General features: G+C 70.8%; 22 protein-coding genes and 2 tRNA genes. 17 read left to right on the top strand and 7 right to left on the bottom strand.

The features are described from left to right. Positions 1 to 4 precede the first annotated feature (4 nt). Both AB0O76_RS20195 and AB0O76_RS20190 read right to left on the bottom strand, forming a co-directional pair. Positions 5 to 568 (bottom strand): CGNR zinc finger domain-containing protein, encoded by a 564-nt coding sequence (locus AB0O76_RS20195; RefSeq protein WP_360771974.1) that lies wholly within the window; start codon positions 566 to 568, stop codon positions 5 to 7. 197 nt (positions 569 to 765) lie between these two features. Beyond that, positions 766 to 1,179 (bottom strand): SsgA family sporulation/cell division regulator, encoded by a 414-nt coding sequence (locus AB0O76_RS20190; RefSeq protein WP_003959770.1) that lies wholly within the window; start codon positions 1,177 to 1,179, stop codon positions 766 to 768. Between the two features lie 191 nt (positions 1,180 to 1,370). Between AB0O76_RS20190 and AB0O76_RS20185 the strand changes: the two genes are divergently transcribed. Together AB0O76_RS20185 and AB0O76_RS20180 are read left to right on the top strand one after the other, a co-directional pair. Then, positions 1,371 to 1,802, top strand: coding sequence for a TIGR02611 family protein (locus tag AB0O76_RS20185; protein ID WP_365492793.1), 432 nt, complete (start codon positions 1,371 to 1,373; stop codon positions 1,800 to 1,802). Positions 1,803 to 1,868: 66 nt separating this feature from the next. Continuing rightward, positions 1,869 to 1,940, top strand: a tRNA-Val gene (locus AB0O76_RS20180). Positions 1,941 to 2,056: 116 nt separating this feature from the next. Here AB0O76_RS20180 and AB0O76_RS20175 read toward each other — a convergent pair. Next, positions 2,057 to 4,825 carry a hypothetical protein gene (locus AB0O76_RS20175; RefSeq protein ID WP_365492790.1) on the bottom strand — a complete coding sequence of 923 codons (2,769 nt, stop codon included), beginning with the start codon at positions 4,823 to 4,825 and terminating at the stop codon, positions 2,057 to 2,059. Positions 4,826 to 5,000: 175 nt separating this feature from the next. Here AB0O76_RS20175 and AB0O76_RS20170 point away from each other — a divergent pair, with 175 nt between their 5' ends. Together AB0O76_RS20170 and AB0O76_RS20165 are read left to right on the top strand one after the other, a co-directional pair. After that, positions 5,001 to 5,447, top strand: coding sequence for an SRPBCC family protein (locus tag AB0O76_RS20170; RefSeq protein ID WP_365492787.1), 447 nt, complete (start codon positions 5,001 to 5,003; stop codon positions 5,445 to 5,447). 62 nt (positions 5,448 to 5,509) lie between these two features. Next, positions 5,510 to 5,581: transfer RNA gene (locus AB0O76_RS20165), tRNA-Val, on the top strand. 62 nt (positions 5,582 to 5,643) lie between these two features. Here AB0O76_RS20165 and AB0O76_RS20160 read toward each other — a convergent pair. Continuing rightward, positions 5,644 to 6,369 carry a 3'-5' exonuclease gene (locus AB0O76_RS20160; RefSeq protein WP_365492784.1) on the bottom strand — a complete coding sequence of 242 codons (726 nt, stop codon included), beginning with the start codon at positions 6,367 to 6,369 and terminating at the stop codon, positions 5,644 to 5,646. A gap of 167 nt (positions 6,370 to 6,536) precedes the next feature. Between AB0O76_RS20160 and AB0O76_RS20155 the strand changes: the two genes are divergently transcribed. The 3 genes from AB0O76_RS20155 to thrS all read left to right on the top strand — a co-directional run bounded on the left by AB0O76_RS20155 (position 6,537) and on the right by thrS (position 10,439). Further along, positions 6,537 to 7,103: a DUF4365 domain-containing protein gene (locus AB0O76_RS20155; RefSeq protein WP_266868974.1), complete on the top strand. Its 567-nt coding sequence runs from the start codon at positions 6,537 to 6,539 to the stop codon at positions 7,101 to 7,103. Next, on the top strand, positions 7,100 to 8,332 hold the full coding sequence (locus tag AB0O76_RS20150; RefSeq protein WP_365493113.1) for a hypothetical protein: 1,233 nt from the start codon (positions 7,100 to 7,102) through the stop codon (positions 8,330 to 8,332). The genes AB0O76_RS20155 and AB0O76_RS20150 overlap by 4 nt, the downstream gene beginning before the upstream one ends. Positions 8,333 to 8,462: 130 nt before the next feature. Then, entirely contained in the window at positions 8,463 to 10,439 is a 1,977-nt protein-coding gene (gene thrS, locus AB0O76_RS20145; RefSeq protein WP_365492781.1) for a threonine--tRNA ligase, read from the top strand. Between the two features lie 58 nt (positions 10,440 to 10,497). On the opposite strand, the gene AB0O76_RS20140 is transcribed toward thrS, so the two are convergent. Continuing rightward, complete coding sequence (locus tag AB0O76_RS20140) at positions 10,498 to 11,154, bottom strand: potassium channel family protein (protein ID WP_365492778.1); 657 nt, start codon at positions 11,152 to 11,154, stop codon at positions 10,498 to 10,500. Between the two features lie 67 nt (positions 11,155 to 11,221). On the opposite strand from AB0O76_RS20140, the gene AB0O76_RS20135 reads away from it, so the two are divergent. After that, positions 11,222 to 11,785, top strand: a complete 564-nt coding sequence (locus AB0O76_RS20135; protein WP_365492775.1) for an HIT domain-containing protein — start codon at positions 11,222 to 11,224, stop codon at positions 11,783 to 11,785. A 6-nt stretch (positions 11,786 to 11,791) separates the two neighbouring features. On the opposite strand, the gene AB0O76_RS20130 is transcribed toward AB0O76_RS20135, so the two are convergent. Continuing rightward, positions 11,792 to 13,459: a hypothetical protein gene (locus AB0O76_RS20130; protein ID WP_365492773.1), complete on the bottom strand. Its 1,668-nt coding sequence runs from the start codon at positions 13,457 to 13,459 to the stop codon at positions 11,792 to 11,794. Between the two features lie 177 nt (positions 13,460 to 13,636). Further along, positions 13,637 to 15,835, bottom strand: coding sequence for an elongation factor G-like protein EF-G2 (locus tag AB0O76_RS20125; protein ID WP_365492770.1), 2,199 nt, complete (start codon positions 15,833 to 15,835; stop codon positions 13,637 to 13,639). Between the two features lie 258 nt (positions 15,836 to 16,093). On the opposite strand from AB0O76_RS20125, the gene pgsA reads away from it, so the two are divergent. The 9 genes from pgsA (at position 16,094) to ruvA (ending at position 23,297) form a co-directional block, all read left to right on the top strand. After that, entirely contained in the window at positions 16,094 to 16,780 is a 687-nt protein-coding gene (gene pgsA, locus AB0O76_RS20120; protein ID WP_365492767.1) for a phosphatidylinositol phosphate synthase, read from the top strand. Further along, positions 16,777 to 17,703 carry a phosphatidylinositol mannoside acyltransferase gene (locus AB0O76_RS20115; RefSeq protein ID WP_365492764.1) on the top strand — a complete coding sequence of 309 codons (927 nt, stop codon included), beginning with the start codon at positions 16,777 to 16,779 and terminating at the stop codon, positions 17,701 to 17,703. Before pgsA ends, AB0O76_RS20115 begins: the two co-directional genes overlap by 4 nt. Further along, positions 17,700 to 18,860: a glycosyltransferase family 4 protein gene (locus AB0O76_RS20110; RefSeq protein WP_365492761.1), complete on the top strand. Its 1,161-nt coding sequence runs from the start codon at positions 17,700 to 17,702 to the stop codon at positions 18,858 to 18,860. Before AB0O76_RS20115 ends, AB0O76_RS20110 begins: the two co-directional genes overlap by 4 nt. A 74-nt stretch (positions 18,861 to 18,934) precedes the next feature. Next, positions 18,935 to 19,480, top strand: a complete 546-nt coding sequence (locus tag AB0O76_RS20105) for a hypothetical protein (protein WP_135333393.1) — start codon at positions 18,935 to 18,937, stop codon at positions 19,478 to 19,480. Between the two features lie 135 nt (positions 19,481 to 19,615). Continuing rightward, on the top strand, positions 19,616 to 20,530 hold the full coding sequence (gene pdxS / locus AB0O76_RS20100; RefSeq protein WP_365492758.1) for a pyridoxal 5'-phosphate synthase lyase subunit PdxS: 915 nt from the start codon (positions 19,616 to 19,618) through the stop codon (positions 20,528 to 20,530). Beyond that, positions 20,530 to 21,135 (top strand): pyridoxal 5'-phosphate synthase glutaminase subunit PdxT, encoded by a 606-nt coding sequence (pdxT, locus tag AB0O76_RS20095; RefSeq protein WP_365492755.1) that lies wholly within the window; start codon positions 20,530 to 20,532, stop codon positions 21,133 to 21,135. Before pdxS ends, pdxT begins: the two co-directional genes overlap by 1 nt. A gap of 75 nt (positions 21,136 to 21,210) precedes the next feature. Continuing rightward, on the top strand, positions 21,211 to 21,963 hold the full coding sequence (locus AB0O76_RS20090) for a YebC/PmpR family DNA-binding transcriptional regulator (protein WP_190082512.1): 753 nt from the start codon (positions 21,211 to 21,213) through the stop codon (positions 21,961 to 21,963). Between the two features lie 132 nt (positions 21,964 to 22,095). Further along, a complete protein-coding gene (ruvC, locus tag AB0O76_RS20085) occupies positions 22,096 to 22,689 on the top strand; it encodes a crossover junction endodeoxyribonuclease RuvC (protein ID WP_365492752.1) in 594 nt (197 codons plus the stop codon). Further along, entirely contained in the window at positions 22,686 to 23,297 is a 612-nt protein-coding gene (ruvA, locus tag AB0O76_RS20080) for a Holliday junction branch migration protein RuvA (RefSeq protein WP_365492749.1), read from the top strand. The genes ruvC and ruvA overlap by 4 nt, the downstream gene beginning before the upstream one ends. The last annotated feature ends 28 nt before the right edge of the window (positions 23,298 to 23,325 follow it).

The following is a 23,325-nucleotide window of genomic DNA, read 5'->3' as shown; positions in this document are numbered from 1 at the left end:
GGGCTCAGCCCGCCGCCTCCTTGCGACGGGCCCGGTAGGCGGCGACGTGCAGCCGGTTCCCGCAGGTCCTGCTGTCGCAGTAGCGGCGCGAGCGATTGCGGGAGAGATCCACGAAGGCGCGCCGGCAGTCCGGTGCCTCGCAGCGCCGCAGCCGCTCCTGCTCACCGGCGACCACGAAGAACGCGAGCGCCATCCCGCAGTCCGCCGCCAGGTGGTCGGCGATGGACGCGCCCGGCGCGAAGTAGTGCACGTGCCAGTCGTAGCCGTCGTGGTCGGTGAGCCGGGGCGTGGTGCCCGCCGCCGCGACCAGTTCGTTGATCACCGCCGCCGCGGCCTGTGGCTCGGGAGAGGCGAAGACCTCGTAGAAGCGGCTGCGGATCTGCCGCACGCCCGCGAGGTCCCGTTCGGTGAGCACCCCGACGTCGCTGATGTCGTGGCTTCGTACGAACTCGCCGAGCGCCGCTACGTCCGCGAGCCCTTCGGTCTCGGCGCTCTCGTCGTCCGGTGCGGTGTTCACCAGATCGACCACGGCGTCGAGCGCACACCGGGTGTCGTGGGTGATCAGCACGATTCGCTCCCTGGCCTGGGGGTCGGGCAGGTGTGCCCGTCGATGCTGGCCGATGCTAGCGGCTTCCCGACACACAGCACCGGCGCCGTCCCCGCGGGAATCCGCGGCGACGGCGCCGGTGCCTGGCCTATGCGGTTGTCGTGCCCGAGCCGTCGCCCCGAGTCGGACGGCGCCGGGCGCTCTCACGCCGCCTGGATCTAGCTTTCGGCCAGGATGTGCGAGAGCTCCGTATCGAGATCGAAGTGGCGGTGTTCTGTGCCGGGTGGCACGGCCGCGTCGGTTCGCTTGAGGAACGATTCCAGTGCCCGCGCCGGGGCCTCGAGCAGAGCCTCACCCTCGGGGGAACTCAGGGCGATGCAGACAACACCCTGACCGTGGCTCCGGGACGGCCAGACTCGGACGTCGCCGGTACCGGTGGGCCGGTGCAGGCCCTCGGCGAGGAGGTCGCGGGCGAACACCCACTCGACGGTTTCCTCGGCTCCGGTGTGGAAGGTGGCGTGCACGGCATAGGGATCGGCCGTGTCATACCGCAGTCCTGCGGGTACAGGCAGTGAGGACTCGCTCGACACAACGAGGCGCAGGTGCAGCTCGCAGCTGACCGTGGTGTTCATAAGCGCCAGGGCCTTTCGCTCAGTGTGCGCTCGGGGATTCGCACGTCGGCGAAATCGACATGCCACCTACGGTGCCGTTGTAAACCCCTCTGAGGGTTTTGCGTGTCTTTAGGTAGCTCGTACGGCGGGGTATTTGTTGGGAGCGTGCGGCCATTCCGGTGACGGGTTTCCGTCCGGTAGGGTTTGGCCGTATGAATACGGGGAGTAACGAGCCGGGGGTCGCGTCCGCGACCGACGGTGAGAAGGCCGAACAGCCGCTTGGATCACGCGCTCCTGCGTTCGTCCAGGCCCGCAAGACGCTGCACCTCAGCTGGCAGGTGGGCGTGTTCATCGTGGGGCTCGCGGTGGTTGCCGCGGGCATCGTCATGTTGCCGTTGCCCGGCCCCGGCTGGCTGGTGATCTTCGGTGGCATGGCGATCTGGGCCACCGAGTTCGTCTGGGCCCAGCTGGTGCTTCGCTGGACGAAGCGGAAGGTCACCGAGGCTGCGCAGCGTGCCCTTGATCCCAAGGTGCGCCGCCGGAACATCATCCTGACGACCATCGGCCTGGTGATCGTCGCCGTGCTGGTCGCGGTCTACGTCTGGAAGTTCGGCCTCGAGATGCCATGGAAGATCAAGGAGTGACCCACGGGTGACTCCGGGGCGGTCGGAGGCACCCGCTGACATGCGGTAATGTTCTCCGTGCGCCCGGGGCGATTAGCTCAGTGGGAGAGCGCTTCGTTCACACCGAAGAGGTCACTGGTTCGAACCCAGTATCGCCCACCCCGGAACTGCGGCCCGGAGGCTTTAAGCCTCCGGGCCGCAGTCGTATTCGCTCGTAGTTCCCTTGAGTTTTACGGGAATTGACGGACCGTCCGAGAAAGTGGACGGAAAACGGATCAGTGCATTCTGCCGAGTACGTCGCGGACTTTGCGCGCGTCGCGCAGTCGTTGTTCGTACGTCGCGCCGATGGCGAGGAGCAGCAGTCCGGCCAGTGCGGGTGGCAGCCAGCGGGGCAGTGTGTCCACCACTTGGACTATGTAGGGCGCCAGTTCGTGCAGTGCGTCCAGGGCGAGGACCGTGCCGCCGATGACGAGCGGCGCCTGGAGCCGGTGCCGTGCGCCGGTCAGGGTGATCAGGAGTGCCGCGGTGCCGAGGAGCAGCGGCCGCTGCCAGTGTGCGTCGCCCCACGCGGCGGCGAGGCTGGGCAGCAGGGTCGCCGCGAGGCCCGGGCCGTAGGCCGTCCAGGAGGACGCGGCGGGGTCGCTGCGGCGGCGTAGGAAGCCGACGGCGAGGGCCGGGACGGTGGCGGGCAGCGTGTACGCCTCCGGCGTGGTGACGTCCCAGGACGCGAGGCGTACCCAGGTCGCCAGGAGGAACAGCACCCCGGCCGCGTACCCGACCCGGCGACGGTCCGCGCGCACTGCCGTGCCCGCGGCGATGACACCGCCGAGGGCGAGGGCCGTGGCCAGGGTCGGGGCGTGCCCCACGGTGAGCACGATCCCGAGCCCGCCCGCCGCTGCCCCGGTGATCTCGACGATCGGCGTCAAGGCGTGCCGACCGAGCCGCGCCGCGCCCCCGGCGGCGAGTGCCGGGACGACGAGGACCAGGAGTCCGGTGTGGTCAAGGCGCAGGTCCAGGGCGGCGCCCGTGGCGCAGACGAGTGCGGTGGCGTACGCGATGCCCGCACCGACGGCGGTGGCGGCCACGCCGGTCGCCGAGCGCCGGGAGGCGAGGACGGCGGCGGCCAGGAACAGCCCGGCGAGGGCGCCGAGCGTGCCGAGGGTCGCAGGCGTGGTGGCGAGGGAGAGGAACGCGACACTCACGGAGGAGACGAGCCCAAGACCCAGCGAAGTACGGGCGAGCACCCCCGAATCGCTGCCCCGTACCGCGAGGCCGAGCAGCACCGCGGTCACGGCGCAGTGGACGAAAAGCCCGGCGGTGTAGGGGAGTTCGAACGCGAACGGCAGGGTGAAGACCGCGGCCCAGGCGAGGGCGAGGGCGATGGGGCGTGCGACGGCAAGCAGGGAGGCTGCGGGGGAGGGGAGCGCGGCGGCTACGCCGATACCGCGGCTTGCGTCGGCGCCAGGGGGCCCGGCGATCCCGGAGCCTCCGACCGGCCCTGCGGCCTGGGGGCTTGCGGGGGTGTGGGCGGCTCGGCCTGTGTCGGCGGCGGGGGTGGCTCCCGCGGCTCCGACAGGGCCCGCAGATGTGGCGCTTGCGGCAGTTCCGGGGGTCGGGGTGGCTTGGCCCGTCTCCGCGGCAGGGGTGGTTCCGGCGGCTCCCGTGGCCCCGGTCGTGCCGGTCGGTCCTCCGGCCCGGGCGCTTGCGGCAGTTCCGCCTGCTCGCACGCCCCCGATGCCTTCGCCCGTCCCGGCCGGCCCACTCCCCGTCGTCTCCGCGGCCCAAGCCGCACCCTTCTCCCCGACGATGAAGGCCACGACCGCGACAACCCCCAACACCAGTGAAGCCATGGCGGGTTCGGACACCGGCAGGTCGGTCAGGGAGGAGAGGCCGTGGGCGGTGTGAGGTGGGGTGGTCGACCAGGGGTCGGTGGCCCAGCGTGTGGGGCCGAGCAGTGTCGTGATGACCGCCGGCAGCGTCCACAGCACCGCGAGGCCGTGCACCAGGAGGGCCGACCCTGCGATCCCCTTGCGCAGAGGGTGCGGCAGAGTGATCCGTGTCGCCGCCAACAGGGCGATGGCGCACGCCAGATGGGCCGGGACCGACCAGCCGGTGGGCAGCACCTCCCGGGCGACACCGCCTACCGCGGCCACCGCGGTCAGCGCGCCGGCGAACGCCGTGCCCGTCGCCGTCGCGGGCGAGGAGCGCGACGTCAGCCACGCCGTGACGAGGGCGATCGACGTGGCAAGCGCGAGCAGCGCGGCCGCCCGTGCCGCCTCCGGTACGTCCGTGGCCGACCAGGACAGCCAGCCGGCGCTCAGCGCGCCCCACAGGCCCGTCGCGCATGCTCCGACCGTGGCGACGACGCGTACCACCGCGTCGGTGGCCCGCAGCGCGATCGCCGTGTCGAATGCCGCCGTCACCAGGAGCGCGGCCGCGATCGCATGGGTGCCGGAGTCCGACGCCCAGAGCAGCAGGGGGAGTTGAGCGGTCAGCACGGCCACCGGCAGTGGCAGTCGCAGCTCGCCGAAGACCCGTCCGTACGCCGCCCACAGTGCGGCCAGCACCGCCGACGCGGCCGCCGCGTACCCCACCGGGTCCGCGTCGGGCAGGGCGACGACATGGAGGGCGTACGCGTCGAGGACGGTCAGGGCGAGACCCAGGGCCGCCACCGTCTCCGCCGTGGAACGCAGCGAGCGGTGCAGGAGCAGCGCCGGTGTGCCGAGAGCCGTGAGGGTAAGGAGGGCCAGTACGGCGCTGCGGCCGCCGATGCCCAAGTGCCCCCAGCTCACCAGCGTGAAGGCGATCGCCGCGACGGTCAGGAGGATGCCCCCGAGGGTGAGCAGCGCGTTCTGCACGTTTGGCGGCGTGGCCTCGGGCGTGTGCCCCGGGCGGGGCGGGGCCGGCGGCGGTGGGGCCGTCGCCCGCAGGGCGCTCAGCAGCCAGGCGCGGCGGTGCAGCAACTGCGCCCTGCGCGCGTCGAGCCGGTGCAGCTCCAGGTCGAGGATCCGCAGCTCCTCGGCCGGGGGCGGAATGTTCGTCATGGTTGTGGAGTGTGGTCCGGGACACAGTGCCGGACATCGGTACGGATACTCAGGACGTACTCAGATCACGACGTACTCAGATCGACATACGCAGGTCACGGCGTACTCGGATCACGACGTCATCGGATCGGCCGAGGTGCCGGACGGTCGTGCTCCCGCACGGCAGACTCGGTCCATGGACTGGTGCCACTACCGCTTCCGCAGCGTCTGGAATCTGCCCGCGCCGCGCGCCGACGTGTTCGCCGCCCTGGAACGGGCCGAGGACTATCCGCAGTGGTGGCCGCAGGTCCGCGCGGTGACGCCGGTCGACGAGCGCAGCGGCACCGCCCGCTTCCGCTCTTTGCTGCCGTACGACCTGTATGTCACGGGCAAGGAGCGGCGGCGCGACCCCGGTGCCGGGGTCCTGGAGATCGCGATGACCGGGGACCTGGAGGGCTGGGCGCGCTGGACGGTCACGACCGTGCCGGGCGGTACGCGCGCGCTCTACGACCAGGAAGTGGTCGTGCGCAAACCGCTGATGAGGCGCCTCGCCGTGCCCGGGCGGCCCGTCTTCCTCCTCAACCACGCCTTGATGATGCGCGCGGGCGAGCGGGGTCTGAAGGGGTACTTGCGGCGGAGCTGACCGCTCACCCGGAAGCGGTTTGATGGAAACCCGCGAGGACCTGTATTGTTCAGTCCGTTCCCGGGCGATTAGCTCAGTGGGAGAGCGCTTCGTTCACACCGAAGAGGTCACTGGTTCGAACCCAGTATCGCCCACCCGGAGAATGCCGGTCCGTCACCGACGGACCGGTTTTTTCATGCCGGTACGGCGTCGACGGTCAAGCTGCCGCAGGCAGTTCGGGCCGCAGCGGCCACGCGGGATCCACCGCCTCCGGAGTGCCGCTGCGGGCGAACCACGCCTGCAGTCCGCGCGCCTGTGCCGCGTGCCACACCGCCTGCAGCGCGTGCAGCTCGGCCGGCGAGAGCCGCTCGAGACGGGACGCGAAGCGACGTCCCACCGCGCGGACGACATCGAGCGCGGCCTGCGCGTCGGCCGCCGCGTCGTGCGCCTCGTCCAGCTCGACCGCGTAGTGCGCACACAGATCCGTCAGCGTGCGGCGGCCCTTGCGGTAGCGGTCGAGCTGCTTGTCAAGGACCCGCGGGTCCAGGACGCACAGCGGTGAACCTCCCATGTAGTGGCCGAGCGAGGACGCGCGGTGCCTGCGCAACTCCCGGTCCAGGATCGTCAGATCGAAGGGCGCGTTCATGACGACGATCGGGCGGCCCGCAGCACCCTGCTCCGCAAGCTCCCGCGCTATCTCCTCCATCACCGGCGCGGGCCAGCGGCCGTTGCGCTGCAGATGATCCTCCGTCAGGCCGTGCACCGCGGTGGCGCTCTCGGGCACCGGGACGCCCGGGTTCACCAGCCAGCGGGTGATGCGCGGGCGGGTGCCCGCGCCTTGCTGGACGACGACGGCGGCCGACACAATGCGGTCGGTCTCGACGTCGACGCCCGTAGTCTCCGTGTCGAATGCGGCCAAGGGCCCCTCGTACCAGCACGCCATAGTGACGCAACTCCTCGTTCATGTCCGGCAGATGGCTTTCCTCCCCTGCCCACACCGGTGATACCCGGGCCGTTTGCGCTGTACGCGGCCCGGAGACAACAGAGGTACAGGGCCCGTAAGTTGACCGGCCCGAAGCGGGATTCACCGGTTCGGAAGGCTCGTTGGACATGGCGCTCGCGCAGCCCGAACAGGGTGGGCTGCTGCCCGAGCGGATCGCACCGCCGCGCGGCACACTCGCCACCACCGCCTGTATGGAGACCCTTCAGGTGGGCTATCTGCACGCCGTCGCCGCAGCCGCGGGGTGCTCGCTCTCACAGCCCTTTCCGGACAACGGAATCGACTGGCACGTCAGCCACAGCGCCCCCGGGCACACGGTCGACGACGAAGTCACCATCAAGGTGCAGCTCAAGTGCACGTACCAGATAGCCCCGAACCCTCCGGGGCCCGCCTTCTCCTTCACGCTCGACAACCCGCACCTGGAGAAGCTCGCCCGCACACCGGTCTCGGTGCACAAGATCCTGGTCGTGATGCTCGTGCCCCGGTCGCAGGACGACTGGCTGCGCGCCGGCCACGACCGCCTCGACCTGCGGCACTGCTGCTACTGGACCAACCTCGCCGGACACCAGGTGACCGGCCGGCGCAGGACCACCGTGCGCGTCCCGACCTCGCGGATCTTCGACGACAGGGCCCTCTGCGAGATCATGACGCGGGTCGGGACGGGAGGGAGACCCTGATGCACCGCCCGATCGATGAGCCAGTACGACCCGTTCGCCCGCACCCCATCGAGGCTGCGGGCCCTTGGCCCGATCCGTCCGGCGTGCCCGCCCCCGCCCAGGTCGACCCCGCCGTGCTCGGCGCGCTGCTCGACCGGCACGGCTGGCACCGGCGCGGGGGAGCGGCGGGCCGCTACGCCCGGTGGACGCCGCCGGGACCGGGAGGCGGCGGCACCAGCCTGCTCGTGCCGGAGAGCAGGGCCTTCCCCGACTGCGAGGACCTGATCGGCGAGGCGCTCGTCGCGCTCTCCCGCAGCGCGTCACCGTCCGCCCGCGACGTGCTCGTCGGGCTCACCGTGCCCAGCGACGAGATCCGCTGGTGGCGGGATGTCCCGGCCGGGCCCGCCGGCGCCGCGACCTGGACGGTCGAGGAGCAACTGCGGTCCGCGGCACGGCAGATGCTGCTCGCGGGCGCCCTGGCGGCGCGCGGCCGCGCCGGGTACTACGGCGCGCGGCACCGCGGTCCTGCCGCCACGTCTCTGGAGAACGTCCTTGTCGGCCCCGCCCCGGGCGGGCGGCAGCTGACCGCGTTCGTGCCCGTCCTGACCGGGCGGCAGCTCGCCGTGCGGCTGCATCAGGCGCTGTACGCCGCCCGCGAGGCCGTCGACTATCAGCGCGCCACCGGCGGCATGGACGCCTTCGACGGGGCGGTCGAGGCGGGCGTCAGTCATGAGCTGACGGAGGCGATCGTGGCCCTGGTGCGGGGCACAGAAGGCGCGCGGATCGCCGTGGCGTGGGCGCCCGCCGCCGGGGTGCCCGACGGCTGCGCCCAGCATGCCGAGCCCGTCGAGTTCTCGCCCGGTGACCTGCCGGTGCTCCGGGAGGCGGGCGCCCGCTATCTGCGGGACGAGCCGGCGCTGGCGGTGCGGATCACGGGGGCCGTGGTGCGGATGCGGCGGTCGGGGCCGCGCGGGAACGGCACGGTGCGGGTCCGCGTGCTCGCCGGGGCGGACGTCCACCACGTACGGATGACCTTGGACGAGGAGGCCTACCGCATCGCCGGGCACGCGCACCTGGTGGGCCTTCCGATCCGGGTGCACGGACGCCTGGAGAGCCGGGGCGGCTTCCGGCGGCTCACCGGGGCGTCCGGGGTGGTGCCCGTACAGGTCGACGAGGGGGAGAAGGACCGCCTGATGAAGTCGCTCCAGGAGAATCTCGATTTCTTCGAGGAGGCGTGCAGCGGCGACTAGGGGCGTCTGGGGGGCGGGGCGCGGCCGGGGCCCGGGGATATCCGTTTCGCGATGGGCGCCCCCGGCTCGGTACGATTCGTTTCGCGCGCAGGAGCAGATCTGCCGCGACCCCTTCAGCAAGGAGAGACCGGTGTCAGACGTCCGTGTGATCATCCAACGCGATTCCGAGCGGGAAGAGCGCGTGGTGACGACGGGCACTACGGCCGCGGAACTCTTCCCCGGTGAGCGCACCGTCGTCGCCGCCCGCGTGGCCGGCGAGCTGAAGGACCTCGCGTACGCCGTGCAGGACGGCGAGGAGGTCGAGCCGGTCGAGATCTCCTCCGAGGACGGCCTGAACATCCTGCGGCACTCCACCGCGCATGTGATGGCGCAGGCCGTGCAGGAGCTCTTCCCGGATGCCAAGCTGGGCATCGGCCCGCCGGTCAAGGACGGCTTCTACTACGACTTCGACGTCGAGAAGCCGTTCACGCCCGAGGATCTCAAGGCCATCGAGAAGAAGATGCAGGAGATCCAGAAGCGCGGCCAGCGCTTCTCGCGCCGCGTCGTCACCGACGAGGCCGCCCGCGAGGAGCTCGCCGACGAGCCGTACAAGCTGGAGCTCATCGGCATCAAGGGCTCCGCGTCCAGCGACGACGGCGCGGACGTCGAGGTGGGCGGCGGCGAGCTGACCATCTACGACAACCTCGACCCGAAGTCCGGCGACCTGTGCTGGAAGGACCTCTGCCGCGGTCCCCACCTGCCCACCACCCGGAACATCCCGGCGTTCAAGCTGATGCGCAACGCCGCCGCCTACTGGCGCGGCAGCGAGAAGAACCCGATGCTCCAGCGCATCTACGGCACCGCCTGGCCCACCAAGGACGAGCTCAAGGCCCACCTGGAGTTCCTCGCCGAGGCCGAGAAGCGCGACCACCGCAAGCTCGGCAGCGAGCTGGACCTCTTCTCCATCCCGGAGCAGATCGGCTCGGGCCTCGCGGTCTTCCACCCCAAGGGCGGCATCATCCGCCGGGTCATGGAGGACTACTCGCGGCGCCGCCACGAGGAGGAGGGGTACGAGTTCGTCTACACCCCGCACGCCACCAAGGGGAAGCTCTTCGAGACCTCGGGCCACCTGGACTGGTACGCCGACGGCATGTACCCGCCCATGCAGCTCGACGAGGGCGTGGACTACTACCTCAAGCCCATGAACTGCCCGATGCACAACCTGATCTTCGATGCGCGCGGGCGTTCCTACCGTGAACTGCCGCTGCGTCTCTTCGAGTTCGGCACCGTGTACCGGTACGAGAAGTCCGGCGTCGTGCACGGTCTGACCCGTGCCCGCGGCTTCACCCAGGACGACGCGCACATCTACTGCACCAAGGAGCAGATGGCGGACGAGCTCGACAAGACGCTCACCTTCGTCCTGAACCTGCTGCGCGACTACGGCCTGACCGACTTCTACCTGGAGCTCTCGACCAAGGACCCGGAGAAGTTCGTCGGCTCGGACGAGATCTGGGAAGAGGCCACCGAGACGCTGCAGCAGGTCGCCGAGAAGCAGGGTCTCCCGCTGGTCCCTGACCCGGGCGGCGCCGCCTTCTACGGCCCGAAGATCTCCGTGCAGTGCAAGGACGCCATCGGCCGCACCTGGCAGATGTCGACCGTGCAGCTCGACTTCAACCTGCCGGAGCGCTTCAACCTGGAGTACACCGGCCCTGACGGCACCAAGCAGCGTCCGGTCATGATCCACCGCGCGCTGTTCGGTTCCATCGAGCGGTTCTTCGCGGTGCTCCTGGAGCACTACGCGGGCGCGATGCCGCCGTGGCTGGCCCCGGTCCAGGCGGTGGGCATCCCGGTCGGCGACGCGCACGTCCCGTACCTGCAGGAGTTCGCGGCCGACGCCAAGAAGAAGGGCCTGCGGGTCGAGGTCGACGCTTCCTCGGACCGCATGCAGAAGAAGATCAGGACGCAGCAGAAGCTGAAGGTCCCGTTCATGATCATCGTCGGTGACGACGACATGAACGCGGGCACGGTCTCCTTCCGCTACCGCGACGGCTCGCAGGAGAACGGCATTCCGCGCGAGGACGCGCTTGCCAAGCTCGCCGACGTGGTGGAGCGCCGCGAGCAGGTGTGACCCCTCCCCGCAGGCGTGGGGTTCGAGGCAGATGCGGGGTTCGAGGCCCCCGGGAAGTTCAGCTTCCCGGGGGCCTCTTCTCGTCCTCGCGCGTGAACATCTGCAGCACCCAGGACGAGAACGACCCGGTCACCACGCCGAGCAGCGCGAGTCCACAGAACATCAGGCCTACCGCGACGATCCGCCCCAGCGGTGTCACCGGCGCCAGATCGCCGTATCCGACCGTCGACAGCGTGCTGCAGGTCCACCACACGGAGTCGCCGTACGTAGGGATCGTCGTGCCGGGTGCCGTACGTTCCGCCTGGTAGACGGCTAGCGAACCCGCGAAGCCGAGCAGCAGCGCGGACAACCCCGCGTACGCGATCACGCGCGCGTGCAGGGCGAGCCGCGGCTGCGCGCGCCGGCGCTGGACGGCGTCGTAGACCCGCACGATCCGCAGCGGCCGCAGCAGCGGCAGCGCGAGGACGAGTGTGTCGAGCCAGTGTCTGCGTACGAAGCGAAGGCGCTGCCCGCTCAGCCGCCACCGCACCGCGTAGTCCACGGCGAACGCCGCCCAGGCGGCCAGGGTGAGCGCCAGGCACAGGTCCTGCCAGGCCTCGGGCAGTCCAGGGGCAAGGACCCGGACCGCGTACGAGGCGAGGAACAGCACCGATGCCATGGCCAGCGGGGCCTCGGTGCGGTTCTCCCAGCGTGCCTGACGGCTGTCATCGGTCATCGGCCCAGCTTCGCCGCGAGGCATCGGGCGGCCGCCCCGCCGACACGTTCCGAACGGGCGAAGTCATATGCTGCACAGCATGACGAGTGAGCCGGAGCAGCAGATCGGAGTGGGGACGCAGGACGCGTTCCAGCGCCTGTGGACGCCCCACCGGATGGCGTACATCCAGGGCGAGAACAAGCCGAGCGGTCCGGGGGCCGACGACGGCTGTCCCTTCTGTTCCATCCCGGCCAAGTCCGACGAGGACGGCCTCGTCGTCGCGCGCGGTGAGCATGTGTACGCGGTCCTGAACCTCTACCCGTACAACGGCGGCCATTTGATGGTCGTGCCCTACCGGCACGTCGCCGACTACACGGAGCTGACGGCGCTGGAGACGGCCGAGCTCGCCGAGCAGACCAAGCAGGCGATGACGGCGCTGCGGACCGCGTCCGGAGCGCACGGCTTCAACATCGGCATGAACCAGGGAACGGTGGCCGGCGCCGGTATCGCCGCGCACCTGCACCAGCACATCGTGCCGCGCTGGGGCGGGGACACGAACTTCATGCCGGTCGTCGGGCACACGAAGGTGCTGCCGCAGCTGCTCGCGGACACCCGCAAGATGCTTGCGGACGCCTGGCCCACCGCCCTGTAGGGCGACTCACGCGTCGTAGACGTCCGCCTTCCTCGGCATCGGGTCCTGCACCGCGCCGCTGAGGAAGCCGGAGCGCGCACCGAACTTCTCGGTGTTGACGCCGTTCTCCTGAAGGACCTTGATGGCCGCCGAGTGCACCACGCGCAGCACCGGTGTGGCCGCGCGCAGCGCGTCGTCGGCCATGAAGCGGTGCCGCCACGGCTTGTCCGCCCAGGCGTGCCGCAGGCCGAAGGGCTCGGGCAGGACCAGCTTGCCGCCGAGGTAGTCCAGAAGCGGCGGGTACCAGGTGAAGGGGGCGCGGACCGCGAGGCGTACGACCTCGTCCGCGTCGACCAGCGGCAGCTTGCGGTCGGTGGTCTCCCAGAACTTGATCGGCTTGGCGACGGTCTTTGTCTTGGGGTCGGGCTTGCTGGTGAACAGGGAGTGCACCGGGCCGAGCGCGTGGCCGGTGACCTCGATACGCAGGGTCTCGTGCAGAACGGTCACCGTGATCAGCATCGTGATCACCAACTGGCCGTCCCAGAGCGTGAACTGGACGCCCAGATAGTGGCGGTCGCCGCTGCCGAACTGCTGCTCGTTGCAGATCCGCTGTATCTCGTGGCCGCGGACCTGGAAGGCCTCGACGTCCGTACCGCTGGGGCGGGCCACCGCCTTCGCGTTCTCCCCGATGGGGGAGACGATCCAGTGCTTTATCGACGGGGTCGGGAAGCCGCCGGTGTGCAGCGGGCCGCGCTCCAGCATGCGCAGCTGGTCGTGCACCGCCCGTATGACGTCCCAGCTGCGGAACGGGTGGATCTCCGTGCCGTCCTTCTCCGCGACCAGCTCCTCGGCGAGCTGCCAGCTGCCCCAGCGGGTGCCCATGCCCAATATGCCCTTCGGGCCCGCGTAGAAGACCGAGTTGCTCTGCTGCTCCGCGGAGAGGCGCGCGAGGCCCTGGCGCAGCCGCTCGGCCGCCGTCTCGCCCGGGCTGCCCGGCACCGCCTCGGGGATCTTGGCGCCGATGCCGCCGCCCGCGAGCAGACTGTCCCAGCGCTCGCGCAGATCCCGTGCTGTGCGCTCGGCGATCAGCTTGGCCCAGAACCAGCCGGCCACCGGGACGACGATCGCGGCCCGTACGTACCAGGCCCAGAAGCCGCCGAACGGCAGCCTGAGGAGGAAGATCACGGCGAGCACGCCCACGGCGACCAGGACGGCCGTCGCGATCGCGTTCGCCCGCTTGTCGTCCTTCTTGACCACCGCCTGGCGGCCCGCGAAGACCAGGAGCCAGGCCAGCAGGCCCGGCAGGAAGAGCAGCCCGCACAGCGCCATCACGGCCGTGAGCCAGCGGTCGCGGTCCTTGCGGATGTTGTTCGCCGCGAGGCAGTGCTCGACGATCGACTGCGGCTCCGTCCCGAAGGACTGGATGAGCGGCTTGCGGGCGCCGCCGAGCATCCGCATCTGCACGGCGCGCGCGAACGCCTCGCCCAGGTTGGGTGCGAAGAGCTTGAACAGACCGCTCTTCACCTCGGACTTGTGCCACTCGCTGTTGGCATCGAGGATCTTGTCGGCCTTGCTGTCGCGGTACGCGGCCGACGCGAGGGCGTGCGTCGCCGCTGTCTGGCCCGCGGCTCCCGACAGCGGGACCTGCGCGCCGGGCTTGAAGTCGAATACGTCGTCCGCCACTGCCGCCCCCATCGCCGCAAGAACCTCGCTTCTGCGGCTTTTCCCGACTTCCGTCCCTGGCACACCTGTTGATCAGGTCATCAGCGTATCGGTGCGCACCGACATCCGTCATGGGGCGGCCGGATGCCGCTCGCCCGGAGGGGAGAGAGCCAGCGGCATCCGGCGGCCGGATCCCTGACGGGACCTCAACTAGGAGACGTCCTGGGCCTGTTCACGGATCCTCTCGGAGAGCTGCGGGGGCATGGGTTCGTGCCGTGCGTAGCTGCGGCTGAAACGTGCGGTGCCCTGCGAGAGGGACCGCAGGTCGACCGCGTACCGGCCGATCTCGATCTCGGGGACCTCGGCCCGTACGAGCGTGCGCCCGCCGGGAGCCTGCTCGGTGCCGACCACCCGGCCGCGCCGCCCCGACAGGTCGCTCATCACCGACCCCACGTGGTCGTCGCCGACCAGGACCTGCACCTCGGCGACCGGCTCCAGGAGGTGGATCCTGGCGTCGGCCGCGGCCTCGCGCAGGGCGAGCGCGCCCGCCGTCTGGAACGCGGCGTCGGAGGAGTCCACCGAGTGCGCCTTGCCGTCGAGCAGCGTGATGCGTACGTCGATGAGCGGGTACCCCGCGGCCACGCCCTTCGCGGCCTGCGCCCGTACGCCCTTCTCGACGGACGGTATGAACTGCCGGGGCACGGCGCCGCCCACGACCTTGTCGACGAACTCGATGCCGCTGCCGCCGGGCAGCGGCTCGACCTCGATCTCGCAGATCGCGTACTGCCCGTGGCCGCCGGACTGCTTCACATGACGGCCGCGTCCCCCGGACCTGCCCGCGAACGTCTCCCGTAGGGAGACCTTGTGGGCGACGACGTCGACCTGCACGCCGTACCGGCTGCGCAGCCGCTCCAGAGCGACATCCGCGTGTGCCTCGCCCAGACACCACAGGACCACCTGGTGGGTGTCCTGGTTCTGTTCCAGGCGCATCGTCGGATCCTCGGCGACAAGCCGCGAGAGCCCCTGGGAGAGCTTGTCCTCGTCGGCCTTGCTGTGCGCCTGGATGGCCAGCGGAAGGAGCGGGTCGGGCATGTCCCATGGCTCCATCAGGAGCGGGTCGTCCTTCGCCGACAGGGTGTCGCCGGTCTCGGCGCGGTTCAGCTTGGCGACGCAGGCCAGATCGCCCGCGACGCACTGGGCGAGGACGCGCTGCTGCTTGCCGAAGGGCGAGGAGAGCGCACCCACCCGCTCGTCGACGTCGTGGTCCTCGTGGCCGCGGTCAGCGAGACCGTGCCCGGACACGTGCACGGTCTCGTCGGGGCGCAAGGTGCCGGAGAAGACCCGGACGAGCGAGACGCGTCCTACGTAGGGGTCGGACGCGGTCTTCACGACCTCGGCGACCAGCGGTCCTGCGGGGTCGCAGCCGATCGCGGGCCGCGCCTTGCCGTCCGGTGTGGTGACGGCGGGCGCCGGGTGCTCCAGGGGGGTCGGGAAGCCGCCCGTGATCAGTTCGAGGAGCTCGACCGTGCCGATGCCCTGCCGGGCGCCTTCGGCGGCGGGCGCCGCCGCGAGCACGGGGTGGAAGATGCCGCGTGCCACGGCCCGTTCCAGGTCGTCCACGAGTGTCTTGAAGTCGATGTCCTCGCCGCCGAGATAGCGGTCCATGAGGGACTCGTCCTCGCTCTCGGCGATGATCCCTTCGATCAGTTTGTTGCGGGCCTCCTCGATCAGCGGCAGCTGGTCCTCGCCCGGTTCGGACTCCTTGCGCTCCCCGGACGCGTAGTCGAAGACGCGCTGCGAGAGCAGCCCGACCAGGCCCGTCACGGGCGCGTGCCCGTCAGGACCCTTGGCGCCGTGCAGCGGCAGATACAGCGGAAGCACGGCATCGGGGTCGTCGGCCCCGAAGGCCTCGGCGCAGGTCCGCGTCATCTCGGTGAAGTCGGCGCGGGCCGCCTCCAGGTGGGTCACCACGATGGCCCGGGGCATGCCGACCGCCGCGCACTCCTCCCACACCATGCGGGTCGCGCCGTCCACGCCGTCGGCCGCCGAGACCACGAAAAGGGCCGCGTCCGCGGCACGCAGACCGGCCCTGAGCTCCCCGACGAAGTCGGCGTATCCGGGTGTGTCCAGAAGATTGATCTTGAAGCCGCCCCATTCGACGGGGACCAGCGACAGCTGTACGGAGCGCTGCTGCCGGTGCTCGATGTCGTCGTAGTCCGAGATGGTGCCGCCGTCCTCCACGCGGCCCGCCCGGTTCACCGCCCCCGCCGTCAGCGCGAGGGCTTCCACCAGAGTCGTCTTGCCGGATCCGCTGTGGCCGACCAGCACCACATTCCGTACGGACGCGGGTTGGTCGGCCGTCGCTGCCCTGCCGGCGGCTCCGGGGTGTGCGTGTGCCTTGTCGCCCATGCCTAGGCCTCCCGGTCACGTGCTCGAAGAGGAGGCTCAGCCCCCTCGGGGATGCTGGCTGCTGTCGGACACGCGGGGCCGCGTGCGGGTCGGCTCCGGCGACGCCCGCTGTGCTTTCGAGCTTTCCACTCGGGTCACGGTGCGTCCATACGTCGTACGCGATCGTGAGGGGGCGAGCCGGCCCGTCAAGGGCGTGACTACGATGGGCCAGCCGGTGGCCAACAGGGCCGCGCGGCTCACCGACCCCTCGGGAAGGCCATGCTGAACAAGTACGCGCGTGCATTCTTCACGCGTGTTCTCACGCCGTTCGCCGCGTTTCTCATCCGCCGCGGGGTGAGCCCCGACGCGGTCACATTCATCGGCACGGCCGGTGTGGTGGCGGGAGCGCTGGTCTTCTTCCCCCGCGGGGAGTTCTTCTGGGGCACGGTCGTGATCACGCTGTTCGTGTTCTCCGACCTGGTCGACGGGAACATGGCGCGGCAGCTGGGCCGCTCGAGCCGCTGGGGCGCCTTCCTCGACTCGACGCTCGACCGGGTCGCCGACAGCGCGATCTTCGGCGGTCTCGCCCTCTGGTACGCGGGCTCGGGCGACAACAACATCCTGTGCGCCGTCTCCATCTTCTGCCTGGCCAGCGGCCAGGTGGTGTCGTACACGAAGGCGCGCGGCGAGGCGATCGGCCTGCCCGTCGCGGTCAACGGCCTGGTGGAGCGCGCCGAGCGTCTGGTGATCTCGCTGGTCGCCGCGGGCTTCGCGGGGCTGCACAAGTTCGGGGTCCCCGGCATCGACATCCTGCTGCCCATCGCGCTGTGGGTCGTCGCGGTCGGCAGCCTCGTCACCCTCGTCCAGCGCATGGTGACCGTGCGCCGGGAGTCCGCGGAGGCGGACGCGGCGGCCGCCGAGCCGGGGACCGGGGCCGAGGCACAGGGCAGCGAGGCGACGTCGTGAAGGACCGGCTGACCGACGCGCTCTACGGGGCAGGCTGGAGCACGCTCAAGAAGCTCCCCGAACCGGTGGCCGTACGGCTCGGCCGGACCATCGCCGACGCCGTGTGGAAGCGCCGCGGCAGGGGTGTCCTGCGCCTTGAGGCCAACTACGCGCGCGTGGTGCCCGACGCGAGCCCTGAGCGCCTCGCCGAGCTGTCCCGCGCGGGCATGCGCTCGTATCTGCGCTACTGGATGGAATCCTTCCGGCTGCCGTCCTGGAGCCGGGAGCGCATAAAGGAAGGCTTCGTCCCCAAGGACGTGCACCATCTGACCGACGGCCTCGCCTCCGGCAAGGGCGTCATCCTCGCCCTTCCGCACCTGGGCAACTGGGACCTGGCGGGCGCATGGGTCACGACCAAGCTGGAGACCCCGTTCACGACGGTCGCCGAGCGGCTCAAGCCCGAGACGCTGTACGACCGTTTCGTCGCCTACCGCGAGGGCCTGGGCATGGAGGTCCTGCCGCACGAGGGCGGCTCCGCCTTCGGCACCCTTGCCCGGCGGCTGCGCGAGGGCGGCCTCGTCTGCCTCGTCTCCGACCGGGACCTCTCGGCCTCGGGCGTCGAGGTGAAGTTCTTCGGCGACACCGCGCGGATGCCCGCGGGGCCCGCGCTGCTCGCCCAGCAGACCGGCGCGCTGCTGCTTCCGGTCACGCTCTGGTACGACGACTCCCCGATCATGAAGGGGCGCGTCCATCCGCCCATCGATGTCCCCGAGACAGGTACCCGTACCGAGAAGACGTCTGTCATGACGCAGGCGCTGGCAGACGCCTTCGCCACGGGTATCGCCGACCATCCGGAGGACTGGCACATGCTGCAACGCTTGTGGCTCGCTGATCTGGACCCCGCGAAGGGGCCCGGTCAAGGGTCTGACGAGGCGACGCCGTGAAGATCGGGATCGTCTGCCCCTACTCGTGGGACGTCCCGGGCGGCGTCCAGTTCCACATCCGCGACCTCGCGGAGCACCTGATCCGCCTGGGGCACAAGGTGTCCGTGCTCGCCCCGGCGGACGACGAGACACCGCTTCCGTCGTACGTCGTGTCGGCGGGCCGTGCCGTCCCGGTGCCGTACAACGGCTCGGTGGCCCGGCTCAACTTCGGGTTCCTGTCGGCCGCGCGGGTGCGCCGCTGGCTGCACGACGGCACGTTCGACGTGATCCACATCCACGAGCCGACCTCGCCCTCGCTCGGGCTGCTCAGCTGCTGGGCGGCCCAGGGGCCCATCGTCGCGACGTTCCACACGTCCAATCCGCGCTCCCGGGCCATGATCGCGGCGTATCCGATCCTGCAGCCCGCCCTTGAGAAGATCAGCGCGCGCATCGCGGTGAGCGAGTACGCGCGGCGCACGCTCGTCGAGCACCTGGGCGGCGACGCGGTCGTCATTCCGAACGGCGTCGACGTCGACTTCTTCGCCAACGTCGAGCCCAAGGCGGAGTGGCAGGGGGGCACGATCGGCTTCATCGGGCGCATCGACGAGCCGCGCAAGGGCCTTCCGGTGCTCATGCGGGCGCTGCCGAAGATCCTCGCCGAGCGGCCGGGGACCCGGCTTCTGGTCGCGGGGCGCGGCGACGAGCAGGAGGCCGTCGCCTCGCTGCCCGCCGAGATGCGCTCGCGCGTCGAGTTCCTCGGCATGGTGAGCGACGAGGACAAGGCGCGGCTGCTGCGCAGCGTCGACGTGTACGTGGCGCCCAACACCGGCGGCGAGAGCTTCGGGATCATCCTGGTCGAGGCGATGTCGGCCGGGGCTCCCGTCCTCGCCAGCGATCTGGACGCCTTCGCGCAGGTCCTCGACCAGGGCGCGGCGGGCGACCTCTTCACGAACGAGGACGCCGACTCGCTGGCCGCAGCGGCCCTGCGGCTGCTCGGAGACCCCGAGCGCCGCGAGGAACTGCGCGAGCGCGGCAGCAAGCACGTACGCCGCTTCGACTGGTCGACGGTCGGTGCCGACATCCTCTCCGTGTACGAGACGGTGACGGACGGCGCGGCCGCGGTCGCCGCGGACGAACGGACGGGCCTGCGGGCGCGGTTCGGACTCGCGCGGGACTGAACGCCCAGGCATCGCCGGGTGTTCGGGGCGCCCGGCGGTGAAGCGGCCCTGCCGCCTCGACTAGCCTCAGGCCGGTGACCTCCACACTGATCTGGATCGCGGTAGCCCTCTTCGCGATCGGCCTCTACCTGAGCTGGACCGCCGGACGGCTCGACCGGCTGCACGCGCGCATCGACGCCGCCCGCGCCGCCCTGGACGCGCAGTTGCTGCGCCGCGCCTCGGTGGCCCAGGAGCTGGCCACATCGGGGGTGCTCGACCCCGCGGCCTCCATCGTGCTCTACGAGGCGGCGCACGCCGCACGGCAGGCGGAGGAGGAGCAGCGCGAGGTTGCCGAGAGCGAGCTCAGCCAGGCGCTGCGCGCGATCTTCGGCGAGGCCCAGCAGGTCGAGGCGGTGCGCGAGGCGCCGGGCGGCGACGAGGCGGCGAGCGAGCTGGCCGCGGCCGTGCGCCGGGTGCCGATGGCCAGGCGCTTCCACAACGACGCCGTACGCGCGGCCCGCGCCCTGCGCAGGCACCGCAAGGTCCGCTGGTTCCGCCTGGCAGGACACGCGCCGTTCCCGATGGCCTTCGAGATGGACGACGAGCCGCCGGTGGCGCTCGCCGACCGCGCGACCACATAACGCCGGCGCGCGCCGCTGACCAGGGGCGTACGGGAAAAATGAGCCACCGGTCAATCATTGGCCCTTGCTGTGGACTGGTCGCCGGGCGTTTCCTCTTAGCGCAGGAACCCGTCTTCAGCAATCGAGGTCAACTCCGTGTCCAGCACCCTCTCCAGCAGCAACCAGTCGCCCGAGACCGGCACCGCGCGCGTCAAGCGCGGCATGGCCGAGCAGCTCAAGGGCGGCGTCATCATGGACGTGGTCAACGCCGAGCAGGCGAAGATAGCCGAGGACGCCGGCGCGGTCGCCGTCATGGCCCTGGAGCGGGTCCCGGCCGACATCCGCAAGGACGGCGGCGTGGCCCGGATGTCCGACCCGAACATGATCGAAGAGATCATCGAGGCCGTCTCCATCCCGGTCATGGCCAAGTCCCGCATCGGCCACTTCGTCGAGGCCCAGGTGCTCCAGTCCCTCGGCGTCGACTACATCGACGAGTCCGAGGTCCTGACCCCGGCCGACGAGGTCAACCACAGCGACAAGTTCGCCTTCACGACCCCCTTCGTGTGTGGCGCCACCAACCTGGGCGAGGCCCTGCGCCGCATCGCCGAGGGCGCGGCCATGATCCGCTCCAAGGGCGAGGCCGGCACCGGCAACGTCGTCGAGGCCGTCCGCCACCTGCGCCAGATCAAGAACGAGATCGCCAAGCTGCGCGGCTTCGACAACAACGAGCTGTACGCCGCCGCCAAGGAGCTGCGCGCCCCGTATGAGCTCGTTAAGGAGGTCTCCGATCTTGGCAAGCTGCCGGTGGTCCTCTTCTCGGCCGGTGGCGTCGCCACCCCCGCCGACGCCGCGCTGATGCGCCAGCTCGGTGCCGAGGGCGTCTTCGTCGGCTCCGGCATCTTCAAGTCGGGCGACCCGGCCGCGCGCGCTGCCGCCATCGTGAAGGCCACCACCTTCTACGACGACCCCAAGATCATCGCCGACGCGTCCCGCAACCTGGGCGAGGCCATGGTCGGCATCAACTGCGACACCCTGCCCGAGGCCGAGCGCTACGCGAACCGGGGCTGGTAATGACCACTCCTGTAGTGGGCGTCCTCGCCCTTCAGGGGGACGTACGGGAGCACCTGATCGCCCTGGCCTCGGCTGACGCCCTGGCCAGGCCGGTCCGGCGCCCCGAGGAGCTCGCCGAGGTGGACGGCCTGGTCATACCCGGCGGCGAGTCCACCACGATCTCCAAGCTGGCCGCGCTGTTCGGCCTCCTGGAGCCCTTGCGGGCACGCGTGCGTGCCGGTATGCCGGTGTACGGCACCTGCGCGGGCATGATCATGCTCGCCGACAAGATCCTGGATCCGCGTTCGGAACAGGAGACGGTTGGCGGCATCGACATGATCGTGCGGCGCAACGCTTTCGGGCGGCAGAACGAGTCCTTCGAGGCGGCCGTCGACATCGCCGGCATCGAGGGCGCCCCCGTGGAAGGCGTCTTCATCCGCGCCCCCTGGGTGGAGTCCGTCGGCGCCAGCGCCGAGGTGCTCGCCGAGCACGAGGGGCACATCGTCGCCGTACGCCAGGGCAACGCGCTCGCCACGTCGTTCCACCCCGAGCTGACGGGTGACCACCGGATGCACGAGCTGTTCGTCGGGATGGTGCGCGAGAACGCGGCGGCGGGATCCTTGTAGGATCTCCGGGGGTTCCCCGGGCCTTAAGGTGTCGGGGAGTTCGTACTGGTTGGGTAACGCGAAGGAGACAGGCAGATGTCCGGCCACTCTAAATGGGCTACGACGAAGCACAAGAAGGCCGTGATTGACGCCAAGCGCGGCAAGCTCTTCGCGAAGATGATCAAGAACATCGAGGTCGCGGCCCGCACGGGCGGCGCCGATGTGTCCGGCAACCCGACCCTCTTCGACGCCATCCAGAAGGCCAAGAAGAGCTCGGTTCCGAACAAGAACATCGACTCCGCGGTCAAGCGCGGCGCCGGTCTCGAAGCCGGCGGCGCCGACTACGAGACGATCATGTACGAGGGCTACGGCCCCAACGGTGTCGCGGTGCTCATCGAGTGCCTCACCGACAACCGCAACCGCGCCGCGTCGGACGTCCGCGTCGCCATGACCCGCAACGGCGGCTCGATGGCCGACCCGGGCTCCGTCTCGTACCTGTTCAACCGCAAGGGCGTCGTGATCGTCCCCAAGGGCGAGCTGTCCGAGGACGACGTCCTGGGCGCGGTCCTGGACGCGGGCGCCGAAGAGGTCAACGACCTGGGTGAGTCCTTCGAGGTGCTCTCCGAGGCCACCGACATGGTCGCGGTCCGCACCGCGCTCCAGGACGCCGGGATCGAGTACGACTCGGCCGACGCCAACTTCGTCCCGACCATGCAGGTCGAGCTGGACGAAGAGGGCGCGCGCAAGATCTTCAAGCTGATCGACGCGCTCGAGGACAGCGACGACGTGCAGAACGTCTTCGCCAACTTCGACGTGAGCGACGAGGTCATGGAGAAGGTCGACGCGTAACGCTGCCGCGAGCTGAGCAGTTTCGGCGGGCCGGGTGGGACACACGTCCACCGGCCCGCCGCTGTTGTCAGTGGCAGCGGATAGCCTGGCGTGAAGTTCGAAGATCGCCGCCGCGACGAGGGGAGGGCGCGCATGCGCGTACTGGGGGTGGACCCCGGGCTGACCCGGTGCGGCGTCGGCGTCGTCGACGGGGTCGCCGGACGCCGGCTGACCATGCGCGGAGTCGGCGTCGTCCGCACGCCCGCCGATGCCGAGCTCGGCCATCGCCTCGTCGCCATCGAGCGGGGCATCGAGCAGTGGCTCGACGAGCACGAGCCCGAAGTCCTCGCCGTGGAGCGGGTGTTCAGCCAGCACAACGTCCGTACGGTGATGGGGACGGCCCAGGCGAGCGCCGTCGCCATGCTGTGCGCGTCGCGCCGCGGCATCCCCGTCGCCCTGCACACGCCGAGCGAGGTCAAGGCCGCCGTCACCGGCAGCGGCCGGGCCGACAAGGCGCAGGTCGGCGCGATGGTGACCCGGCTCCTGAGGCTCGACGCGCCCCCGAAGCCCGCCGACGCCGCGGACGCACTCGCCCTCGCCATCTGCCACATCTGGCGCGCCCCGGCGCAGAACCGCCTGCAGCAGGCCGTCGCCCAGAACCGTCTCCAGCAGGCCGCGGCCCTGCACGCCGCAAAGACCCCGACAGCACGGTCAGCACCGTCAGCCCAGAAAGGCCGTACCGCATGATCGCCTTCGTCAGCGGCCCCGTCGCCGCGCTCGCCCCCGATGCCGCGGTGGTCGAGGTCGGCGGCATCGGCATGGCCGTCCAGTGCACGCCGAACACGCTCTCCACACTCCGCGTCGGCCAGCAGGCCAAGCTCGCCACGTCCCTGGTCGTACGGGAGGACTCGCTCACCCTGTACGGCTTCGCGGACGACGACGAGCGGCAGACCTTCGAGCTCCTTCAGACCGCGAGCGGTGTCGGACCGCGCCTCGCCCAGGCGATGCTCGCCGTACACAGCCCGGACGCCCTGCGCCGCGCGGTCGCCACCGGTGACGAGAAGGCGCTCACCGCCGTCCCCGGCATCGGCAAGAAGGGCGCCCAGAAGCTGCTCCTTGAGTACAAGGACCGGCTCGGCGAGCCCCTCGGCACGGGCGGCCCCGCGATCGGCAAGGCCGTCACCGCAGGCTGGCGCGACCAGCTGCACGCCGCGCTGATCGGCCTCGGGTACGCGACCCGCGAGGCCGACGAGGCGGTCGCCGCCGTCACCCCGCAGGCCGAGGCGTCCGGGACGGCGCCGCAGGTGGGCCAGCTCCTGAAGGCCGCCCTGCAGACGCTGAACCGCACCCGCTAGCCCACCGACCACCAGAACCACACCGCGA

This window comes from Streptomyces sp. NPDC086554 (assembly GCF_040686095.1).
Lineage (GTDB): Bacteria > Actinomycetota > Actinomycetes > Streptomycetales > Streptomycetaceae > Streptomyces.
This window is presented reverse-complemented; position numbering and strand designations above follow the sequence as displayed.

What these genes read in the sequence shown, in the direction of transcription:
- AB0O76_RS20190 (WP_003959770.1), bottom strand. Translation starts at nt 1,179, where the DNA reads ATGAACACCACGGTCAGCTGCGAGCTGCACCTGCGCCTCGTTGTGTCG.
- AB0O76_RS20185 (WP_365492793.1), top strand. Translation starts at nt 1,371, where the DNA reads ATGAATACGGGGAGTAACGAGCCGGGGGTCGCGTCCGCGACCGACGGT.
- AB0O76_RS20175 (WP_365492790.1), bottom strand. Translation starts at nt 4,825, where the DNA reads ATGACGAACATTCCGCCCCCGGCCGAGGAGCTGCGGATCCTCGACCTG.
- AB0O76_RS20170 (WP_365492787.1), top strand. Translation starts at nt 5,001, where the DNA reads ATGGACTGGTGCCACTACCGCTTCCGCAGCGTCTGGAATCTGCCCGCG.
- AB0O76_RS20160 (WP_365492784.1), bottom strand. Translation starts at nt 6,369, where the DNA reads ATGGCGTGCTGGTACGAGGGGCCCTTGGCCGCATTCGACACGGAGACT.
- AB0O76_RS20155 (WP_266868974.1), top strand. Translation starts at nt 6,537, where the DNA reads ATGGCGCTCGCGCAGCCCGAACAGGGTGGGCTGCTGCCCGAGCGGATC.
- AB0O76_RS20140 (WP_365492778.1), bottom strand. Translation starts at nt 11,154, where the DNA reads ATGACCGATGACAGCCGTCAGGCACGCTGGGAGAACCGCACCGAGGCC.
- AB0O76_RS20135 (WP_365492775.1), top strand. Translation starts at nt 11,222, where the DNA reads ATGCTGCACAGCATGACGAGTGAGCCGGAGCAGCAGATCGGAGTGGGG.
- AB0O76_RS20130 (WP_365492773.1), bottom strand. Translation starts at nt 13,459, where the DNA reads ATGGGGGCGGCAGTGGCGGACGACGTATTCGACTTCAAGCCCGGCGCG.
- AB0O76_RS20125 (WP_365492770.1), bottom strand. Translation starts at nt 15,835, where the DNA reads ATGGGCGACAAGGCACACGCACACCCCGGAGCCGCCGGCAGGGCAGCG.
- pgsA (WP_365492767.1), top strand. Translation starts at nt 16,094, where the DNA reads ATGCTGAACAAGTACGCGCGTGCATTCTTCACGCGTGTTCTCACGCCG.
- pdxT (WP_365492755.1), top strand. Translation starts at nt 20,530, where the DNA reads ATGACCACTCCTGTAGTGGGCGTCCTCGCCCTTCAGGGGGACGTACGG.
- AB0O76_RS20090 (WP_190082512.1), top strand. Translation starts at nt 21,211, where the DNA reads ATGTCCGGCCACTCTAAATGGGCTACGACGAAGCACAAGAAGGCCGTG.
- ruvC (WP_365492752.1), top strand. Translation starts at nt 22,096, where the DNA reads ATGCGCGTACTGGGGGTGGACCCCGGGCTGACCCGGTGCGGCGTCGGC.
- ruvA (WP_365492749.1), top strand. Translation starts at nt 22,686, where the DNA reads ATGATCGCCTTCGTCAGCGGCCCCGTCGCCGCGCTCGCCCCCGATGCC.